This is a genomic window from Microlunatus sp. Gsoil 973 (genome assembly GCF_009707365.1).
Lineage (GTDB): Bacteria > Actinomycetota > Actinomycetes > Propionibacteriales > Propionibacteriaceae > Microlunatus.
This window is the reverse complement of record NZ_CP046122.1, coordinates 2,196,533-2,214,767: the sequence shown is the minus strand read 5'-3', so window position 1 is coordinate 2,214,767 and position 18,235 is coordinate 2,196,533. Positions and strand designations below refer to the sequence as shown.

The window sequence follows — 18,235 nt, the reverse complement described above, 5'->3', positions numbered from 1 at the left end:
CCAGGTCGGGCTCCCCATGACCGGCCGGGGCCGTCCACCGGTGCGTCCACCGATTACCCCGGGCAGCACGGCGAAACCCGCGGCGGGCCGGAGGCCGAGGGCGTGCGCCTGCAGAAGGTCCTCGCGGCAGCCGGGATCGGGTCCCGGCGGGCCAGCGAGCAGATGATCGCCGAGGGCCGGGTCGAGGTCAACGGCAAGGTCGTCGGGGTACAGGGGATGCGTGTCGACCCCGAGCGGGACGTCATCCGGGTCGATGGGGAACGCATCCCGCCGCCCCGGCGGCACGTCTACCTGGTGCTCAACAAGCCACGCGGGGTGGTGTCCACCCTCGACGACCCGGAGGGTCGGCCGACGCTCGCCAACTACCTGGAGGGCCGCAAGGAGAGGTTGTTCCACGTCGGACGGCTGGATGCCGATACCGAGGGCCTGTTGATCCTGACCAACGACGGCGAGTTCGCCCACCGGCTTGCTCATCCGTCGTACAAGGTCCCCAAGACCTACGTCGCCGAAGTGGTCGGAACGGTCGATCGGGCGACCTTGAACAAACTGCGCCGGCCGCTGATGTTGGAGGACGGACCGGTACGCGCCGAGCAAGTTCGGCTGGTTTCTGCCACCGCGGAACGTAGCATGGTCAACATCACCTTGCACGAAGGGAGAAACCGCATCGTGCGACGCATGTTGGATTCGGTCGGTCATCCGGTCAGAAGGCTTTCCCGGGTCGCCATCGGCCCGGTCAGGCTGGGCAATCTCAGGCCAGGCGAGATCCGCGATCTTGATCAGTCAGAGCTGGGCAAGTTGCTGGATCTGGTCGGTCGGTAGCAGGTCGATCCTATGGACCGACGGATCTTCGGACTGGAAACCGAATACGGCGTCGCCTGCACCTCCGGGGGGAGCCGCCGGTTGACCCCGGACGAGGTCGCCCGCTATCTCTTCCGGCGGGTGGTCACCTGGGGCCGCTCCAGCAATGTCTTCCTGCGCAACGGATCGCGGATCTACCTCGACGTGGGTTCCCATCCCGAGTACGCCACCGCCGAGTGCGACAGCCTGCCCACCCTGATCGCCCACGACAAGGCCGGTGAGCGGATCCTGGAGGATCTGATCATCGACGCCGAACAGCGGCTGAGTGCCGAGGGCATCACCGGTGACATCTATCTGTTCAAGAACAACACCGACAGCCACGGCAACTCCTACGGCTGCCACGAGAACTATCTGATCAGCCGGATCGGGGATTTCTCCAAGATCACCGATGTGCTGGTCCCGTTCCTGGTCTCCCGGCAGTTGATCTGCGGAGCCGGCAAGGTGCTGCAGACCGTACGAGGTGCGGAGTATTCGGTCTCACAACGGGCCGAACACATCTGGGAGTCGGTGTCCAGCGCCACCACCCGGTCCCGGCCGATCATCAACACCCGCGACGAACCGCACGCCGATCCGGAACGGTACCGCCGGCTGCACGTGATCGTCGGGGACTCCAACATGAGCGAGACCACCACCCTGCTCAAGGTCGGGTCGACCGAGCTGGTGCTCCGGCTGGTCGAGGCCGGGGTGCAGATGCGCGACCTGACGCTGGAGAACCCGATCCGGGCGATCCGCGACATCAGCCGGGATCGCAGCGGACGGGTGCTGGTCGCGCTGGCCAACGGCCGGCGGATGAGCGCGCTGGAACTGCAGCGGGCGTACTACGAGAAGGTGTCCACCTTCGTCGCCGAGCGGGGTCTGGAGACCGCCACCACACTGAGAGTGCTGGATCTGTGGGAGCGGGCGGTCCGTGCCGTCGAGGAGGACAAGCTGTCACTGATCGACACCGAGATCGACTGGGCGATCAAGTACAAGCTGCTGGACGCGTACGCCGCCAAGCACGGGCTGAGCTTCGCCGATCCGCGGATCGCCCAGCTGGATCTCGCCTACCACGACATCCGGCGCGGCCGCGGTCTCTTCAGCATGCTGGAGCGGCGTGGAACGGCGGCCCGAGTGGTCAGCGATCCGGAGGTGTTCCGGGCAAAGTCGGTTCCGCCGCAGACCACTCGCGCCAAGCTCCGCGGCGATTTCATCCGGCACGCCCAGGAAGGGCGCAACGACTACACGGTCGACTGGGTGCACCTGAAACTCAACGACCAGGCTCAGCGAACGGTGCTCTGCAAGGATCCGTTCGCCTCGAGTGATGAGCGGGTCGACCGGCTGATCGCCAGCATGCACCGGCACTCCTGAGCTGGGCTCTGGGTTTCACAGGCCGGTTGGGTAAGGTCTGGTTGCCGAATCGACGGTTGACCGTCGTCGGCAGCTCCCTGTGATCGAATCGAAAGCTGAGGCCGACGCGACGTGACCCCGCCGCTGCACCTGACGTTGCTGCCCCGTACCCGCCGGGTGAGTTCCGGCGTCGTCAAAGCGCTGGTCGTGGGCGCCGTCACCGTCAGCCTGGCGTTGCTCGGCGGTTGTGGCGACGACAAAGCCTCGACCAACCCGTCCAAGAGTCCGTCTCCATCGTCGGCGGCGTCGTCGGCGACCCCGTCGCCCAGCCCCTCGCCGTCGGCAACGGTGAAGCCGTCGGACAACCTCGATGCGCTGAAGGTCTCCGGCGACTACGGCAAGCCGCCGAAGTTGACCTTCAAACACCCGTGGGCGATCAACAAGACCCAGTCCAAGGTGCTCAAGAAGGGTGATGGCGCCAAGGTCTCGGCCGACAGCACCGTCGCCGTGAACTACTCGGCCTGGGTCGGACGGACCGGCAAGGAGTTCGACTCCTCCTACGACAAGAAGTTCTCCCACCAACAGTTGGCCTACTTCCCGCTGAACGGCGTGGTCCCGGGATTCCAAAAGGGTCTGCAGGGCCACCACGTCGGTGACCGGGTGCTGATCGCGATCGCCGGGAAGGACGGCTACGACAGCGCGGGCGGCAACCCGCAGATCGGGGTCAAGGTCGGCGACACGCTCATCTTCGTGGTCGACATCGCGGGCGCGACCCTGAAGAGTGCCGAGGGCGCCGCGGTCAAGCCGGTGCCGGGGCTGCCGACGGTGACGCTGTCCGGTGACAAGCCGACGGTCAAGATCCCGTCCGACAACCCGCCGGACAAGACCACGGTCCAGCCGCTGATCAAGGGCACCGGACCGAAGGTCAAGGCGAACGACAACGTGACCACCCGTTCGGTCACCGTGTTGTGGTCCGGTGGGAAGGTCGTCGACGACAGCTGGAAGACCCCGTTCACACCGCAGACCGATCCGAGCACCGGCCAGACCAGTCCGATCCGGCTGAAGGCGATGCAACAGGCGATGGTCGGCCAGCGGGTCGGGAGCCGGCTGCTGATCGTCTTCCCGCCCGGCACGGCGTACCCGAACGGCGACAAGAGCCAGGGGATCAGCAAGGACGACACAGTCGTGATGGTCGTCGACATCCTGTTCAGCCAGCCACAGCAGTAGGGACGGAACAGCCGCGCTCGTTATCCGTTCGGTGATATCCCGGGTTCGCTGGGTACGGCACTGGCATGAGCACTGAAGCGAACCCGGCTGAGGACCCGGCGACTCCCGAGCGCAATCGGACCACCGACGTCGACCGGACCACTGGAATTGACCGGACCACTGGAATTGACCGGACCGGTGCGGTTCCCGGGCGTCACGAGGTCGTACGGCGACAGCGTGAGGCCTATGGAGGAATCAAGTTCGGCTCCTGCTTCTTCGGCTGGCTGACGGCCACCGGCGTGGCGGTGCTGCTCACGGCTCTGGTTGCCGCGGCCGGCTTGGGAGTCGGACTGGCGCAGAACGTGACCCCGACGGACGCAGCGGAGAATCCGCGGCCGCTGGGCCTGGCCGGGGCGATCGCGCTGGTCATCATCGTGTTCATCGCCTATGTCGCCGGCGGGTACGTCGCCGGTCGGATGGCGCGGTTCAACGGCGTCCGGCAAGGCATCGGCGTCTGGCTCTGGGCGATCGTGGTCTCGATCATCCTCGGCGTGATCGGGCTCATCGCCGGCAACCGCTACAACGTGTTGAGCATGACCAACAGCTTCCCGCGGATCCCGGTGAACGAGGGCACGCTGACAGCCGGCGGCATCATCCTGGCTGCCGCGCTGGTGATCGTGGCATTGATCGGCGCGGTCCTCGGCGGCCTGCTGGGCATGCGTTTCCACCGCCGGGTCGACCGTGTCGGCCTGGAGCCGGCCGAGCCGGTGGTCTGACCGGGTCAGGCGTCCAGATACAGACAGAACGGGTGACCGTCCGGGTCGAGCATGACCCGGACGTCGTCCTGTGGCTGGAACCCTGCCGGCGCCGCGCCCAGCGCCACGGCGTCCTCGACTGCCGCCTCGACGTCGGTGACCCCGACGTCGAGGTGGAACTGCATCTGCTGCTTGCCGTCCTCATTGGGCCAGACCGGGCGCTGATAGATCTTCTCGAGCTGGAAGGCGAGATTGGCGGGAATCGGCTTCCCGTCGCCGTCGCGCATCTGCATCGTGACCCAGGTCGGATCCTCGTTGGCGATCTCCCAGCCGAGGAGATCCCGGTAGAAGCCGGCGAGCCTGCGTGGGTCCGGGCTGCCGAGGACGACGCCCAGCCAGCCGGTGAAACCGCGAATACCAGTCATGCTCCGACACCGTACGACCGCCTCCCGACAACGGGCGTGGTTGTGCGGCACGATTCATTACCGTAGAGTAAAGCTTACTATTCAGTAATGTATTGGAGACAGACATGCCACAGGTCGCCCGCTCCGTCGAGATCGACGCCCCGCCGAGTTCCGTCTGGTCCTGGTTCACCACAGCCGAAAGGCTGCGCCAATGGATCGCCCCGACCCTGGACATCGACCTGCAGGAGGGCGGCTCCTACCGGATGCAGGGTGAGGACGGGACGTGGATCAGTGGCGTCGTGTTGGAACTGGTTCCCCAGAGCCGCCTGGTGCTCTCCTGGCTCGAAGAGGATGCCGGCTGGGCACACCCGGGCCGGCTGCTGATCGGACTTGAGCCGGTGCCGGGCGGGACGCGGGTGTCGCTGGTTCACGACGGGTTCGCCGGAATCGGCAGGGACGGCTGGCGGGACATCATGCAGGCCTACGAGCGCGGGGCCGACCGGCATCGTGTCCTGCAACGACTGTCAGCCCCTGGTCGCGCAGCGGGAACGCGTTGCCTAGCCCGGACGATCCGTTCCGGGTGATCGCCGATCCCACCCGGCGGCGCATTCTCGACCTTCTGGCCGAGCGCCGAACGCTCACCGTCGGCGAACTGGCCGCCGAGTTCCCCGACCTGGTCGCGTCCGGCATTTCCAAGCACCTGATGACGCTGCGGGCGGCGGGCTTGGTCAGGTCGGAGAAGCTCGGCCGCAACCAGCACTACCGGATCGACCCGGAAGGGTTCGACCGCGCCTTCGGCGAGTGGGCCCACCGCTACGCGGCCTACTGGGATGCCTCACTGGCCAGACTGCGTGCCCTGGCCGAACGCGATCCCGGATCGATGTGATCGCGAGTCCGTCGAATGGCCGGTGGTCAGCTGCTCGGCAGGGACAACGTCGTGACCACCACCGACGCCGGGTCGGACCGCACCGACCAGACCGAGGTCGGGCGCGGATAGGCCCGTACCGTCCGCGGCGGTGCACCGGCTGTGAAGATCTCGATCAGGCTGCCGTCGACGAACACCCGGACCGGTCCGGAGCCGTCGACGACGACCTGATGATCATCACCGTCGACCAGCGCCAGCCGTACCCCAGCATCGGAGCGGATCTCGAACGCACGCGCGGTGATCGGCGCGGCGGCGTCGAGTTGATCACCACGCAGCCGGTCCAGTTCAGCGACCGGCGTCGACACCAATCGATCTTCCACCACCGACAGCCGGCGGGGGAAGGTCAGTGCGCCGGCCCACCCCGCCTCCAGGAGTTGGGTCTCGGTCCGCTGGACCTCCCGTGCCCAACCCCAGATCAGTACGCGGTCGGCGGTCACCAACGCCTGCGGTGCGTAGTAGGCCGAACTGTCGTCCACCCGGCCACCTGAGCGCGGCACGAATCGCGGACCGGCGTCGTGCGGCTCGAGGTCACCGATCAGATAGACGCTGCACAGATCGCCGTCCTGCCAGCAGGACAGCACCAGCACCCAGTGACCGTCCAGCGGAAACAGGTTCGGACACTCCCAGGTGCTCGAGGCGGCGATCCGGCGAACCAGGGGGTCGGTGAAGTCCAGCAGCACCCCAAGCTCGGTCCACCGGTCGAGATCATCGCAACCGTAAAGCAGTACGGCCGGCTCGGCATCGCGGCCGCCGGTGCCCTGGACGGCGTATCGGTGGCCGGCGTAGCTGAAGACGTAAGGATCCCGGGTTTCGGTCAAGGAACGATCAGCGGGCGGTCCGATCACCCCGTGATCGGACTGCCGCCAGGTCAGCAATGTCCTGTCCTCGCTTCGGGCGAGCGCCACGACCGCCTCCGCCGGGCTGTCCCGGACGGCGGTGTACACCGCGGTCGGTAGGCCACGATCATCGACAAGGCACCCGCTCCAGCAGCCCTGCTGGTCGATGTTTCCCGGCCGGTTGACCAGCGCGACCCCGTGGTAGGTCCAGCTGATCAGATCGGATGAACTGGCGTGCCCCCAGGTGATCGACCGATGCCGCGGTTCGGCACCGTTGTACTGGAAGAAGACGTGATACCGACCGTCGATCAGTGCCAGACCGTTCGGGTCGTTGACCCATCCGTCCACGGGGCGGACGTGCAGACCGGGAAAGGTCGGGTCGTTCGGACGGCGATCCGGTGCACTGGTATCGATGGCGGGCTCCTGGGGTCGTGGTTCAGTCCGACATGAGGTGTACGGCGAGCCGGCCCGCGGCTGCTGCGGCCAGGAAGTAGGCGGGGTCGGCGTCCAGATCACGGCCCATCGTCGACAGCCGGACCGGGCACCCCAGAAGGGCGCGATCAAGTCCGGCGAGCTCGATCCTGTGCAACCGATGCAGTCCGGCCAGTTCGGCGACCGCCTCGTTGATCCTGGCCGCGAAGCGGGGGAGGGCGTACAGGTCACGGATACCGGTCAGCGGTGACACGTCGGAGAAGTCGGGCACGGCGATATCCGCCGTCCGCAACGCGACCCTGCTGTAGGCGGTCAGGCTGTGATGGGAGACACCGCGATGCCGGAACCGCGGGTCGGCGCTGGAGATCCGCAGTGACCCGATCGGACGGCCGTTGAGCACAGCTGCCGCGTTGATCACCTCACCGGCCCCGGTGCCGGAGAATCCCCAGCGGGTGCCGGTCCCCAGATTGCCCGGCCCCTGGCTGACGATGACCAGATCGGCCTGCATCGCAACCTTGGCCGCCAGCAGGCCGGAGTGCACGTTGACCGCTTCAAGATCGCCGCCGTACGCCTGCCCACAGGTGATGGTTCCGACCAGCCACTCCTCGGCCCGAAGTGCGGCGACGGTACGGGAGAAGGCGATCGGCAGGGCTGCCTCATCGGTCATCAGATACGCCACGCGCGGCGTTCGGTCGCCGGAGTCGCTGCGGATCGCGGCAATGATCGGGGCCACCGCCGAATGCAGGTCGGCGACGATCACCGGCATCCGGTCAAGATCATCGGCGGAATCGAGTCGATCATGGAAGTCCGAATCCTGCTCGTCCACGCCGGAGATCATCACCTGTAGCGGCGTGTAGCGCGCCTTGACCAGATGGCCCTTCGGCAGGCCCGGTTGTCCGATCAGCCGCCCGTTCTGGTCCAGGACGGCGACAACGAACGCGTACCCGCCGGTGCCCAGGCCGCGGGCCAATGCCGCGATGTTGAGCAACACCCGGTCCCCGGTCCGGGGCTGTGGCATCAGATCCAGGTAGGCCAGTGATCGGAAGGTCTGACCGCCGTCGGTGTCGATGATCAACTCGACAGCACCGGCCCACCGGTCGCCGACGACAGCGACCGTTCCCTCCGCCCAGATGATCACGGCCCCGAGCCTATCCGGGCCGGGATCAGAGGATCGGCTTGCCTCCCGTGACCGCGATCCGCGCGCCGGAGACATAACTGCCCTCGTCGGATGCCAGCATCACATAGACCGGTGCCAGTTCGGCCGGCTGTCCGGGCCGCTGCAGGGGCGCCTGCTGGCCGAAGCTCTCGACCTTCTCCGGCGGCATCGTCGACGGGATCAGCGGCGTCCAGATCGGTCCCGGCGCGACGCTGTTGGCCCGGATGCCTCGCTCGGCGAGCAGTTGGGCCAGGGAGGCGGTCATATTGGCGATCGCGGCCTTGGTCGCGGCATACGGCATCAGCGTCGGGGACGGTGCGTCGGAGTTGATCGACGACGAACCGATGATGCTGCCGCCTTCCCGCATGTGCGGCAGGGCCGCCTTGACCAGGTAGAAGTAGGCGTTGAGGTTGGTGCGGACGGTGTAGTCGAACTCCTCGTCGCTCACCTCCTCCACGGTCTCGTGGGTCATCTGGTAGGCGGCATTGCTGACCAGGACGTCGACGCGCCCGAACTCCTCGACCGTCCGGGAGATGATCTTGCGGCAATGGTCGGCGTCCGAAACGTCGCCGGGGATCAGGACGGCACGCCGGCCGGCCTTCTCCACCCAATGCTTGGTGTCCTCGGCGTCCTCGTGCTCGCTGAGATAGCTGATCACCAGGTCGGCTCCCTCGCGGGCGTAGGCGATCGCGACGGCCTTGCCGATTCCGCTGTCGCCGCCGGTGATCACCGCGACCTTGCCCTCCAGCCGGCCGCTGCCGACGTAGCTGCGCTCGCCGTGATCCGCCTTCGGTTCCAGATCCGATTCGGTGCCGGGTGGTTGCTGCTGCTGGGGTGGCTGGCTCATATCGGCGTGATACCCCTTGACCAGCCAGACCAAGCAACCTCAGCCGGTGACGATCCAGGGATATCGGGGAAGCCGCTCCGGGTCGAACCGGGCCCTCAGGGTTTCAAGATCAACCGGTTCGGCGTCGGCGGCCAGGTCCAGCGACACCGCGATCATGGTCAACACCTCGGCAGGCCCCACGCCGCGTGCCGCCAGATCGGCCGGAGTGACGGCACCGTCGCGCTTGGCGAGCCGGTTGCCCTCGGCATTGAGCGCCAACGGCACGTGGGCGTAGTTCGGCACCTGCCGACCCAGCAACCGCGCCAGATAGGCCTGGCTGATCGCCGACCCGAGCAGGTCGTCGCCGCGGACCACCTGGTTGACGCCGGACTCGGCGTCATCGAGGACGACGGCCAGGTGGTAGGCCGGAGTGCCGTCATTGCGCTGCAGCACGATGTCGTCGGGGATCCCGGTCACCTCGCCGTACACCAGGTCGATCACCGTCAGCGGTTCCCGGTCGGCGAGCAATCGGATCGCGGGTTGCCTGGTGCGGCGCCGCTCGGCCCGTTCCGCCTCGGTGAGGTCCCGACAGGTGCCCGGATACCGGCCGGGTGAGCCGTGCGGTGCCGATGCGGCCTCGGCGATCTCCCGCCGGCTGCAGAAGCATTCGAACGTCTTGCCCGCCAGGGACTGCAGGGCCTCGCGGTAGGCGTCGGTGCGCTCGGACTGCACCACCAGCGGCGGATCGAAGACCAGGCCGAGCGCTTCCAGATCCGCACGTTGCCGATCGGCCACCCCATGCCGTACCCGGGAACGATCGAGATCCTCGATCCGATAGAGCAGTTCACCCGGCCCGTCATTCAGACCGTCACCGCTGTGGGCGAACAAGTAGGCGAGCACTGCCGTCCGCAGATTGCCCAGGTGCAGGTCACCGGTGGGACTCGGAGCATATCGACCGCGAATTCGCTCCCGGCTGCGCTGGGATTGCGTCACAGTGGCACACCGTACAGGCGGCCGGGCGGCGCTTGGGAAAATGCCCGGCGCGGCGCATAATCGAACGGTTGTGTGATGGTAGCGTCCACAGTTGCCCGGACTTCTAGGAGATTGCCACCTCATGGCTCCTCGCAAGACGGAGCGGATCCTCAACCTGACGATCTGCCTGCTGGTCACGCGGAACTTCCTGCCCAAGAGCCGGATCCGCGAGATCGTCGAGGGCTATCACGACCTGTCCGACCAGGCGTTCGAGCGGACCTTCGAACGGGACAAGGAGGAGTTGCGCAAGCTCGGCATTCCGCTGCAGGTCGGCTCCTTCGATCCGCTCTTCGACGACGAACCGGGCTACCGGATCGAGCGGTCGGCGTTCGAGCTGCCGTCCATCGAACTTGATGCCGAGGAGGCGGCCGTGGTGGGTGTGGCGGCCAGGTCCTGGCAGCACACCGCGGTCGCGGATTCCACCCGCAGCGCGTTGGCCAAGCTCCGGGCCGCAGGCATCGAACCCGACGCCTCCCGGCTGGCGGCGCTGGAGCCGAACGTCTCGGCCAACGAACCGGCCTTCGAGCCGCTCTGGCACGCCGTACTGGACCGCTCCCGGGTCTCGTTCACCTACCGCGGTGGCGCCACCCGGACGCTCGAACCCTGGGGCCTGACCTCCAACAAGGGTCGCTGGTATGTGATCGGCCACGACACCGACAGGAACGCGACCCGGATGTTCAAGCTGTCGCGGATCCTCGACACGCCCAAACGGGTGTCCAAGGACGGCGCGTACGAGGTCCCCACCGATCTCGACCTGCGTGCACTGGCCAGGTCGCTGGCGCCGGAGGAACCGCGGGCCAGCGCAGTCATCGCGATCCGGCCGGGCCGGGCACCCGGGTTGCGCCGTCGCGGCCGTCCGCTCGCCCCGGAGCGCCTCGACCGGTTGGCGTACGCCTGGCCGGTTGGCTTCGACGTCGTCGAAGTCGGCTATGCCGATGCCGGCTATCTCTGTGAAGAGGTCGCCGGTTACGCGGCCGACGCCGTGGTGCTCGAGCCATCCGACCTGCGGACTGCGGTGATCAACCAGTTGCGGTCCGTCGCGGCGACCCGGTCGACTCCTCGCCGCTATGCGGCGGTCGGTGCTGTCCTGGACACCGACAGCGTCGAGGAGGTCGTTCTATGAGCGACTCACCGAAGAACGAGAAGCGGTCGACCGCCGGTCAGACCGCGCAGGCGCAGGTGAAGCGGTTGCTGAGCCTGATCCCGTACCTGCGCCAGCACGACGGCGTCGCGATCACCGACGTCGCCGAGGCGTTCGGAGTGCCGCCGCAACGGATCCGCGAGGACCTGAACGTGTTGTGGATGTGCGGGCTGCCCGGGCTCAGCCCTGGTGACCTGATCGACATCGACATGGATGCAGTGGACGGCGAAGGCATCATCCACCTGTCGAACGCCGACTATCTGACCCGGCCGCTGCGCCTGACCGCCGACGAGGCGCTGGCCCTGATCCTGGCGTTGCGGACTCTGCGCGGCGTGACGGCGACGGGGGAACGGGACGCGATCGACCGCGCGCTGACCAAACTCGAGGCCGTCGCCGGGGAGCAGCCGGACCGGGTCGCCGGTCAGGCGGAGGTGGCGGTGACCGGTGGCCGGGAGGACATTCGGGCAACGGTGACCGAGGCGCTGCGGCGGGGCAAGCGGCTCGAGCTGACCTACGACGTGGCCAGTCGGGCCGAGACTACCCACCGGTTCGTCGATCCGCTGCGAGTCTTCGTACTGGAGGGATACGGCTATCTCGACGCCTGGTGCTACTCGGCAAACGGTCTGCGGTCGTTCCGGATGGACCGGATCGCCACCATCACCATCACCGACACCGATGTGGTCGACCACGACGTCCAGCTCCGGGACGTCAGCAAGGGCTGGTTCGACGCACTGAAGGACGCACCGCTGGTCACCCTGGCGCTGGACCGCAGCGCCGTCTGGGTCGCCGAGTACTACCCGATGGAGTCGGTCACCGCTGCCGATGACGGCGGCCTCACGGTGACCACGCGGGTCAGCGATCCGGCCTGGCTGCGCAGCCTGCTGCTGCGGCTGGGCGGTGGGGCGCGGGTGCTCTCGCCGGAGGGCGCCGGGGATTCCGCCGCCGACGCGGCCTCCGAGGCACTCGACCAGTACGCCGCCCTCGCCGGCTGACCCTGCGCGGAACCCCCGCCCGTCGCCGCCGGCTTTCCCCTCCCGCACCAGTTGCCCGGCGCCGCACCAGTTACTCGGCGCCGCACCACTTACTCGGCCTCGCACCGGCTGCTCGGCGCCGCACCGGTTGCTCGGCGTCGCACCAGTTACTCGGCCTCGCACCGGCTGCAGGTGGTGCGCGACCGAGTTGCTGGTGCGTCAACGAGCAAACGGTGCGGGACGGAGGCGAAGAAGCCGGGTAAGTGGTGCGGGAACGAGTAAGTAGTGCGGGACGGGGCCGGGCAAGCGGTGCCGGGGCCGGGCAAGCGGGGCAGGGGCCGGGCAAGCGGTGCCGGGTCCGGGCAAGCGGGGCAGGGGCCGGGCAAGCAGTGCCGGGTCCGGGCAAGCGGGGCAGGGGCCGGGCAAGCAGTGCCGGGGCCGGGCAAGCGGAACGAGTAAGTGGTGCGGGAACGAGTAAGTGGTGCGGGACGGGGCCGGGCAAGCGGTGCTGGGGCCGGGCAAGCGGTGCCGGGGCCGGGCAAGCGGTGCGGGAGCGAGTGATTGGTGCGGCACCGAGCGCCTGAGCCGGGCAGTGGTGCGGGTCAACGAGCAAACGGTGCGGGAGCTGACGCGGTAGGAGCCCGTGACGTACGCTGGCGCCCGTGATCTGGGTCTTCGTGTTCGGCGGCATCGCCGTTGCCGGACTCATCATGCTGGTGGCGTACGCGATCTGGCTGGCCCACAAGGCCTCGGACGTGTTCGCCGAGTTGCGGGTGCTCGGTCAGCGCACCGGAAAGCTCGCCGAGCTCGCCGCCCAGGTACAGGTGCCCGAGCTGGGAACCGGCCCAGAGCGCGTCGCAGATCCTGATAAGAATGCAACCCTGCGTAACCTCGAAGCAGCGACCGACGACGTAGGATGACGTGAGTTGCAGCCGTCGCACCGATGCGGCGGCAGGACGCAACTGCTCCACAGCGAAATGAGGAACCTTATGTCCCCGTTGGCCGGATTCATGAACCTCGGTCCCACCGAGCTCATCATCATCCTTGTCATCGTCCTTGTGCTCTTCGGTGGTGCCCGACTGGCAGGACTGGGCAAGAGCACCGGTCGCGCCATCCGGGAGTTCAAGGAAGAGACCAAGAACCTCGCCGACAAGAAGGACGATTCCGAGGTCGTCGACGCCGAGGTGGTCGATCCCCAGCCGACCGAGCAGACCCCGCCGGCGGTGGGCGGCCCGCAGCAGCAGGTCCAGCAGCCGACCAATTCGGCAGCACAGCCGTCTGAAGCCCGTCGCGACAACTGATCCGGGCCGGCTCACGCCAAGGCCCGGGTAGTCAAGACAGACCGTAAACGTCGTGGCACTCAGTCTCCGAGGACGACCGATCCGGTTCAGCCTGGCATGGCTGAAACCGCCGCCGATGCCGTCAGACGGCAACATGACCCTCTGGGAGCATCTGCGGGAATTGCGCTACCGGCTGGTGATCATCGCTTTGGCGATCATCGTCGGCACCGTCGTCGCGTTCATCTTCAACACGCAGTTGTACGACCTGCTGATGCACCCGTACACCGTCGCCGCCGAGAACCTCCACCGAACCAATCCGGAGCTGCACGTCCAGCCGGTGATCGAGGGCGCGACCACGCCCTTCACGCTGGTCCTCAAGACGTGCTTCGTCGCGGCGCTCGTCGGGACCTCACCGATCTGGCTGTATCAGATCTGGGCGTTCATCGTCCCCGGCCTGCTGGCCAAGGAGAAGAAGTGGGCGCTGATCTTCCTGAGCGCCGCGGTGCCGCTGTTCCTTGGCGGAGTCGTCCTCGGCTACTACCTGATCCCCAAGGGCATCTCGGTCCTGATCGGCTTCACGCCGGGTAGCGGGCAGATCGAGAACCTGCTCGATCTGACCAACTTCCTGAACTTCCTGATCAGGGTCATGCTGGTCTTCGGCGCCGGCTTCCTGGTACCGGTCTTCGTCCTCGGCCTGAACTTCATGGGCATCGTCAAGGCCAAACAGTTGGCCAAGGCCAGGTCGTTCGTCGTCTTCGGATGCTTCGTCTTCGGCGCCGTCGCGACGCCGCAGACCGACCCGGTGTCGATGCTCATGCTGGCCGGTCCGATGACGATCCTGTACCTCGCGGCAGAGGTCATCGCGCACCTGCACGATCGGTCGCTGCATCGTCGGGGTATCGAGCCGGGCTTCGGCAATCGGGGCGGCGGCGTCGAGAACGACCGCGCTCTGGCGGCGCTCGAGGGCCGTGATCTTGACGCCGAACAGTCGGTCGCCCGGCCGACGGTCGCCGACCTGCTCGGACTGAGCAAGAAGGACGATGAGCAGTCCTGAGGTTGCTGTCACCCGGCGGCCTCCGTCGAGCATCGCCCTGGTGGTCAACCCATCCGCGGGCAAGGGCCGTTCCCAGGAGATGCTTCCCGAGATCGCCGGTCGGATCCGCGACGCCGGACACGAACTGGACATCTGGCTCAGCCGGGATTTCGACGAAGCCCAGGCGCTGATCAACAAGGCAGCAAACTCCGGCGCCGACGTGATGGTCGTGATGGGCGGCGACGGCATGTTGCACCTGGGAGTCAATGAGGCCGTACGCGCCCAGCAGTCCGCGCCGACGGCCCCGGTCCTCGGATTGATCCCGTCCGGTACCGGCAACGACCTGTGCCGCGGCCTGGACATCGGCACCGACCCGCTGGCCGCGCTGGAGATCATCCTGGCCGGCACCGAGACCGCAGTCGATCTGGCGCGGGTCGGCGAGGCGTACATCGGGACGATCATCGCCACCGGATTCGATGCGATGGTCAACCGGCGCGCCAACGACATGCGGTGGCCGAAGGGCTCGTCCCGCTATCCGCTGGCGCTGTTCGCTGTGCTGCGGACCTTCGAACCGCTGCACTACCAACTCACCATCGACGGCGTACGACGTGATCTGGACGCCATGCTGGTCGCCGTCGGTAACACCCGCTCCTACGGCGGCGGCATCCGGATCTGCCCGGACGCCGATCCCACCGACGGGCTGCTCGAGCTGACGATCATCCACCCGGTCGGGCGGCCGACGCTGCTGCGGCTGATGCCGCTGCTCTACACCGGTGGCTTCATCAGCGATCCCTGTGTCGAACTGCTGCGCGTGCGGTCGATCACCATCGACGGGCCCGGTCTGGTCGGCTTCGGCGACGGCGAGATGATCGGCGCAACGCCACTGGCGATAGAACAGGTGCCGGCCGCACTCCGGGTCTGCCGCCCGGTGCTCTGAGATTCGTCGAACAGATCGGTGAACCAAAGCCGGTCTCGATGCTGTGCCGGGCGGCGGGGTACTTTGGCAGGCGATGTCCGCCAATCCTGAACCGGAATCCGCCGCCAGCCCGGCCGAGGCGTACGCCAGCTTCCGGGCCGGGCAGATGAGCCGATCCCTGACAACCTTCGCCGAGGCGTACGGCTTCACCTTCGACCCCTACCAACGGGAGGCCTGCGAGTACGTCGAGGCAGGCTCCGGCGTCCTGGTCGCAGCCCCGACCGGAGCCGGCAAGACCATCGTCGGTGAATACGCCGTCTTCCTCGCCCTGGAACAGGGCCGGAAGGCGTTCTACACCACGCCGATCAAGGCGCTCTCCAACCAGAAGTACGCCGACCTCGTCCGCCGGCACGGCGCCGCCAACGTCGGCCTGCTGACCGGCGACTCGACGATCAACTCCGAGGCACCGGTGGTGGTGATGACCACCGAGGTATTGCGGAACATGATCTACGCCGGGTCCTCCACCCTGGCCAACCTCGGCTACGTCGTGATGGACGAGGTGCATTACCTCGCCGACCGCTTCCGCGGGGCGGTCTGGGAGGAAGTGATCATCGGACTGGCCGACTCCGTCCAGGTGGTCGCCCTGTCGGCGACGGTCAGCAATGCCGAGGAGTTCGGCGACTGGTTGGCCGAGGTCCGCGGCGACATCGAGATCGTGGTCTCCGAGCGTCGGCCGGTGCCGCTCTACCAGCACGTGATGGTCGGCACCAGGTTGTACGACCTGTTCGCCGGTGTCGCTCCGACCGCGATCACCGACCAGTCGACCGGCAACCGGCGGGCCGAGGTCAATCCGGCGCTGACCAAGGTCGCGCAGCAGGAGGCCCGGGCCGTCCGGGACGACTCCCGCAGGCCGCGGGGCCGCAATGGCAAGGGCAAGCGCAGTGTCTCCTACGGCAGCGGCCGCTACGGCGGGGCGACGCACCGGAGCAACTGGTCGGACCGTGATCAGGACCGCGGCGGGCGGCCACGTTCCCGGTCGGTGCCCGGTCGCTACGAGATGATCGACGTGCTGGAGCGGGAGAACCTGCTCCCGGCGATCGTGTTCATCTTCTCCCGGGCCGGTTGTGATGCTGCGGTACGCCAACTGCTCGGCTCCCGGCTGATGCTGACCAGTGCGACAGAACGCGCCCAACTGAACGAGATCGCCGAACGGCACACGGCCGGGCTGTCCCCGGCGGACAAGCAGGCGCTGGGCTATGCGACGTTCGCCGAGGCTCTGGTGCGCGGGGTCGCGGCGCATCACGCCGGACTGCTGCCGGCGTTCAAGGAGTGCGTCGAGGAAGCCTTCGTCAAGGGCCTGGTGAAAGTGGTGTTCGCCACGGAGACCCTGGCGCTCGGCATCAACATGCCGGCTCGTTCGGTGGTGCTGGAGAAGCTGGTCAAGTTCAACGGGGAGACCCACGCCGACATCACCCCGGGGGAGTACACCCAGCTGACCGGCCGGGCCGGCCGACGCGGTATCGACGTCGAGGGCCACGCCGTCGTGCTCTGGCAACCCGGGCTGGATCCGCGAGCGGTTGCCGGCCTGGCCTCCCGGCGTACCTACCCGTTGAACTCCTCGTTCGCACCCACCTACAACATGGCGGTCAATCTGGTCGGCGCGGTCGGCCGGGATCGCGCGCGCACCCTGTTGGAGCAGTCGTTCGCGCAGTACCGGTCCGACCGGTCTGTGGTCGGTTTGGCCCGCAAGGTGGCGCGGAACAAGCGTGAGATCGAAGCGCTGTTCGAGAAGGCGGCCTGTGATCGCGGCGACTTCACCGAATACGCCAAGCTCCGCGACGAGATCAGCCGGGTCGAGAGTGAGGCGGCCCGCGACCGCAAGATCAACCGGCAGTCCGAGGTGATCGCGGTCCTTCAGCAGTTGCAGCGCGGCGACGTCATCCGGGTGCCGGCCGGCCGGTCGACCGGGTGGGCAGTGATCATCGACCCCGGCGTCGCAGGGCATCGCCAGGCCCCGCAACCCCAGGTCGAGACCGAGGAGGGTCAGGTCCGCCGTCTCGGACTGGTCGACTTCCCGTCGCCGCCCCCGGTCGTCGGTCGGGTCAAGGTGCCCAAGCACTATCACCCCAAGGACAAGGCGACGGTACGCAATCTGCGCGCGGCACTCGAGTCGAAGCTGCGTACCCTCGACCTTGATCTTTCCCACTACCGTCCGGCGGCGATGGATCCGGCAGCGGCGCAACGGGTCGCCGAACTGCGAAGTGAGCTGGAAGATCATCCGTGCCACAACTGCCCGGACCGGGAGACCCATGCCCGGTTCGCAGCCCAGGCGTTGCGGCTGCAGCGCGAGAACGATCAGGCCGATCGGCAGATGGCCAGGAGAACGTCAACGATCGCCAGCCAGTTCGACAAGATCTGCCAGGTCCTGATCGCCTTCGGCTACCTCGACGAGGACGGCGACCGAGTCACCGGCGACGGCCGGATGCTGTCCCGCATCTACGCCGAACTTGATCTTGTGACCGCGGAATGCATCCGTACCGGAGTGTTCGACGATCTTGGTGTCGCCCAGCTGGCCGGCGTGTTGTCGACGTTGATCTATGAAGCGCGGCGAACCGATCACGGCAGGTTCCGTCCCCAGATGCCGGACGGCACGACCGAGGAAGCCATGGTGGCTCTGCGGCGGGTGTGGCGGGAGGTCTCGTTGGCCGAGCGGGACGCGCGCATCGATCGCGGACCGGAGCCGGACATCGGATTCGCCCGTGCTGCCTACGGCTGGGCGGCCGGGCGGCCACTCGGCGAGGTACTGGAGGACAACGAGCTGACCGCCGGTGACTTCGTCCGCTGGGTCCGGCAGGTAATCGATTTCGCGGGACAGATCGCCGACGCCGCAGGCCCCGGACCGTTGCGCGACCGGGCCCGTCAGGTGGTCTCGGCGATGCGTCGCGGAGTGATCGACTTCAGTCCCGACGAGCCGGACGGCACACCGGATCTCTACGTGGCCGACGATCGCTGAGTTCAGGGCTCGGGCAGGTTGCATCCGGCAAGCATCTCGGCGCGCACGCTGGCGGCGGCTGCTGCGGCCAGCTCCGCAACTCCCCAATCCGCCAGATCCCTTGCCATACAACGAATTCTAAAGGT

The 18,235-nt window shown here is 67.5% G+C and carries 18 protein-coding genes; 13 read left to right on the top strand and 5 right to left on the bottom strand.

Going from position 1 to position 18,235, the window contains the following annotated elements; genetic code table 11:
- The first annotated feature begins 102 nt into the window (after positions 1–102).
- The 4 genes from GJV80_RS10355 to GJV80_RS10340 all read left to right on the top strand — a co-directional run bounded on the left by GJV80_RS10355 (position 103) and on the right by GJV80_RS10340 (position 4,166).
- Positions 103–819 (top strand): pseudouridine synthase, encoded by a 717-nt coding sequence (locus tag GJV80_RS10355; RefSeq protein WP_230208393.1) that lies wholly within the window; start codon positions 103–105, stop codon positions 817–819.
- 12 nt (positions 820–831) lie between these two features.
- Positions 832–2,205: a Pup--protein ligase gene (gene pafA / locus GJV80_RS10350; RefSeq protein ID WP_154687830.1), complete on the top strand. Its 1,374-nt coding sequence runs from the start codon at positions 832–834 to the stop codon at positions 2,203–2,205.
- Positions 2,206–2,316: 111 nt separating this feature from the next.
- Complete coding sequence (locus GJV80_RS10345) at positions 2,317–3,411, top strand: FKBP-type peptidyl-prolyl cis-trans isomerase (protein WP_230208336.1); 1,095 nt, start codon at positions 2,317–2,319, stop codon at positions 3,409–3,411.
- 65 nt (positions 3,412–3,476) lie between these two features.
- The gene (locus tag GJV80_RS10340; protein ID WP_154687829.1) at positions 3,477–4,166 is read left to right on the top strand and encodes a hypothetical protein; all 690 of its coding nucleotides are present in this window, start codon (positions 3,477–3,479) and stop codon (positions 4,164–4,166) included.
- Between the two features lie 5 nt (positions 4,167–4,171).
- Here the strand turns inward: GJV80_RS10340 and GJV80_RS10335 are convergent, their stop codons facing one another.
- Positions 4,172–4,570 carry a VOC family protein gene (locus tag GJV80_RS10335; protein ID WP_154687828.1) on the bottom strand — a complete coding sequence of 133 codons (399 nt, stop codon included), beginning with the start codon at positions 4,568–4,570 and terminating at the stop codon, positions 4,172–4,174.
- A 104-nt stretch (positions 4,571–4,674) separates the two neighbouring features.
- Here GJV80_RS10335 and GJV80_RS10330 point away from each other — a divergent pair, with 104 nt between their 5' ends.
- Together GJV80_RS10330 and GJV80_RS10325 are read left to right on the top strand one after the other, a co-directional pair.
- Complete coding sequence (locus GJV80_RS10330; protein ID WP_154687827.1) at positions 4,675–5,133, top strand: SRPBCC domain-containing protein; 459 nt, start codon at positions 4,675–4,677, stop codon at positions 5,131–5,133.
- Positions 5,130–5,435: a helix-turn-helix transcriptional regulator gene (locus GJV80_RS10325; RefSeq protein WP_195909281.1), complete on the top strand. Its 306-nt coding sequence runs from the start codon at positions 5,130–5,132 to the stop codon at positions 5,433–5,435. Before GJV80_RS10330 ends, GJV80_RS10325 begins: the two co-directional genes overlap by 4 nt.
- Before the next feature lie 26 nt (positions 5,436–5,461).
- Here the strand turns inward: GJV80_RS10325 and GJV80_RS10320 are convergent, their stop codons facing one another.
- From GJV80_RS10320 to gluQRS, 4 genes are all read right to left on the bottom strand, one after another.
- Positions 5,462–6,658 (bottom strand): glycoside hydrolase family 32 protein, encoded by a 1,197-nt coding sequence (locus tag GJV80_RS10320; RefSeq protein WP_195909280.1) that lies wholly within the window; start codon positions 6,656–6,658, stop codon positions 5,462–5,464.
- A gap of 88 nt (positions 6,659–6,746) precedes the next feature.
- Complete coding sequence (locus GJV80_RS10315; protein WP_230208335.1) at positions 6,747–7,880, bottom strand: DUF3866 family protein; 1,134 nt, start codon at positions 7,878–7,880, stop codon at positions 6,747–6,749.
- Between the two features lie 25 nt (positions 7,881–7,905).
- On the bottom strand, positions 7,906–8,745 hold the full coding sequence (locus tag GJV80_RS10310; RefSeq protein WP_154687823.1) for an SDR family oxidoreductase: 840 nt from the start codon (positions 8,743–8,745) through the stop codon (positions 7,906–7,908).
- Between the two features lie 39 nt (positions 8,746–8,784).
- Positions 8,785–9,717 (bottom strand): tRNA glutamyl-Q(34) synthetase GluQRS, encoded by a 933-nt coding sequence (gene gluQRS, locus GJV80_RS10305; RefSeq protein ID WP_230208334.1) that lies wholly within the window; start codon positions 9,715–9,717, stop codon positions 8,785–8,787.
- A 121-nt stretch (positions 9,718–9,838) separates the two neighbouring features.
- Between gluQRS and GJV80_RS10300 the strand changes: the two genes are divergently transcribed.
- From GJV80_RS10300 to GJV80_RS10270, 7 genes are all read left to right on the top strand, one after another.
- Complete coding sequence (locus GJV80_RS10300; protein ID WP_154687821.1) at positions 9,839–10,879, top strand: YafY family protein; 1,041 nt, start codon at positions 9,839–9,841, stop codon at positions 10,877–10,879.
- Positions 10,876–11,889, top strand: a complete 1,014-nt coding sequence (locus tag GJV80_RS10295; protein WP_154687820.1) for a YafY family protein — start codon at positions 10,876–10,878, stop codon at positions 11,887–11,889. The genes GJV80_RS10300 and GJV80_RS10295 overlap by 4 nt, the downstream gene beginning before the upstream one ends.
- A 641-nt stretch (positions 11,890–12,530) precedes the next feature.
- The gene (locus GJV80_RS10290; protein WP_154687819.1) at positions 12,531–12,788 is read left to right on the top strand and encodes a hypothetical protein; all 258 of its coding nucleotides are present in this window, start codon (positions 12,531–12,533) and stop codon (positions 12,786–12,788) included.
- 69 nt (positions 12,789–12,857) lie between these two features.
- Positions 12,858–13,169: a twin-arginine translocase TatA/TatE family subunit gene (gene tatA, locus GJV80_RS24535; RefSeq protein WP_370518835.1), complete on the top strand. Its 312-nt coding sequence runs from the start codon at positions 12,858–12,860 to the stop codon at positions 13,167–13,169.
- A gap of 133 nt (positions 13,170–13,302) precedes the next feature.
- The gene (gene tatC, locus GJV80_RS10280) at positions 13,303–14,202 is read left to right on the top strand and encodes a twin-arginine translocase subunit TatC (RefSeq protein WP_230208333.1); all 900 of its coding nucleotides are present in this window, start codon (positions 13,303–13,305) and stop codon (positions 14,200–14,202) included.
- Entirely contained in the window at positions 14,189–15,118 is a 930-nt protein-coding gene (locus GJV80_RS10275) for a diacylglycerol kinase family protein (RefSeq protein WP_154687817.1), read from the top strand. Before tatC ends, GJV80_RS10275 begins: the two co-directional genes overlap by 14 nt.
- A 145-nt stretch (positions 15,119–15,263) precedes the next feature.
- Entirely contained in the window at positions 15,264–18,110 is a 2,847-nt protein-coding gene (locus GJV80_RS10270; protein WP_154690176.1) for an RNA helicase, read from the top strand.
- Positions 18,111–18,235 lie beyond the last annotated feature (125 nt).

Excerpts from the sequence above, each read along its gene's own strand:
- GJV80_RS10275 (WP_154687817.1), top strand. The coding sequence starts at position 14,189 with ATGAGCAGTCCTGAGGTTGCTGTCACCCGGCGGCCTCCGTCGAGCATC.
- tatA (WP_370518835.1), top strand. The coding sequence starts at position 12,858 with ATGTCCCCGTTGGCCGGATTCATGAACCTCGGTCCCACCGAGCTCATC.
- GJV80_RS10335 (WP_154687828.1), bottom strand. The coding sequence starts at position 4,570 with ATGACTGGTATTCGCGGTTTCACCGGCTGGCTGGGCGTCGTCCTCGGC.
- GJV80_RS10330 (WP_154687827.1), top strand. The coding sequence starts at position 4,675 with ATGCCACAGGTCGCCCGCTCCGTCGAGATCGACGCCCCGCCGAGTTCC.
- GJV80_RS10295 (WP_154687820.1), top strand. The coding sequence starts at position 10,876 with ATGAGCGACTCACCGAAGAACGAGAAGCGGTCGACCGCCGGTCAGACC.
- GJV80_RS10300 (WP_154687821.1), top strand. The coding sequence starts at position 9,839 with ATGGCTCCTCGCAAGACGGAGCGGATCCTCAACCTGACGATCTGCCTG.
- pafA (WP_154687830.1), top strand. The coding sequence starts at position 832 with ATGGACCGACGGATCTTCGGACTGGAAACCGAATACGGCGTCGCCTGC.
- GJV80_RS10270 (WP_154690176.1), top strand. The coding sequence starts at position 15,264 with ATGAGCCGATCCCTGACAACCTTCGCCGAGGCGTACGGCTTCACCTTC.
- tatC (WP_230208333.1), top strand. The coding sequence starts at position 13,303 with ATGACCCTCTGGGAGCATCTGCGGGAATTGCGCTACCGGCTGGTGATC.
- GJV80_RS10310 (WP_154687823.1), bottom strand. The coding sequence starts at position 8,745 with ATGAGCCAGCCACCCCAGCAGCAGCAACCACCCGGCACCGAATCGGAT.
- GJV80_RS10340 (WP_154687829.1), top strand. The coding sequence starts at position 3,477 with ATGAGCACTGAAGCGAACCCGGCTGAGGACCCGGCGACTCCCGAGCGC.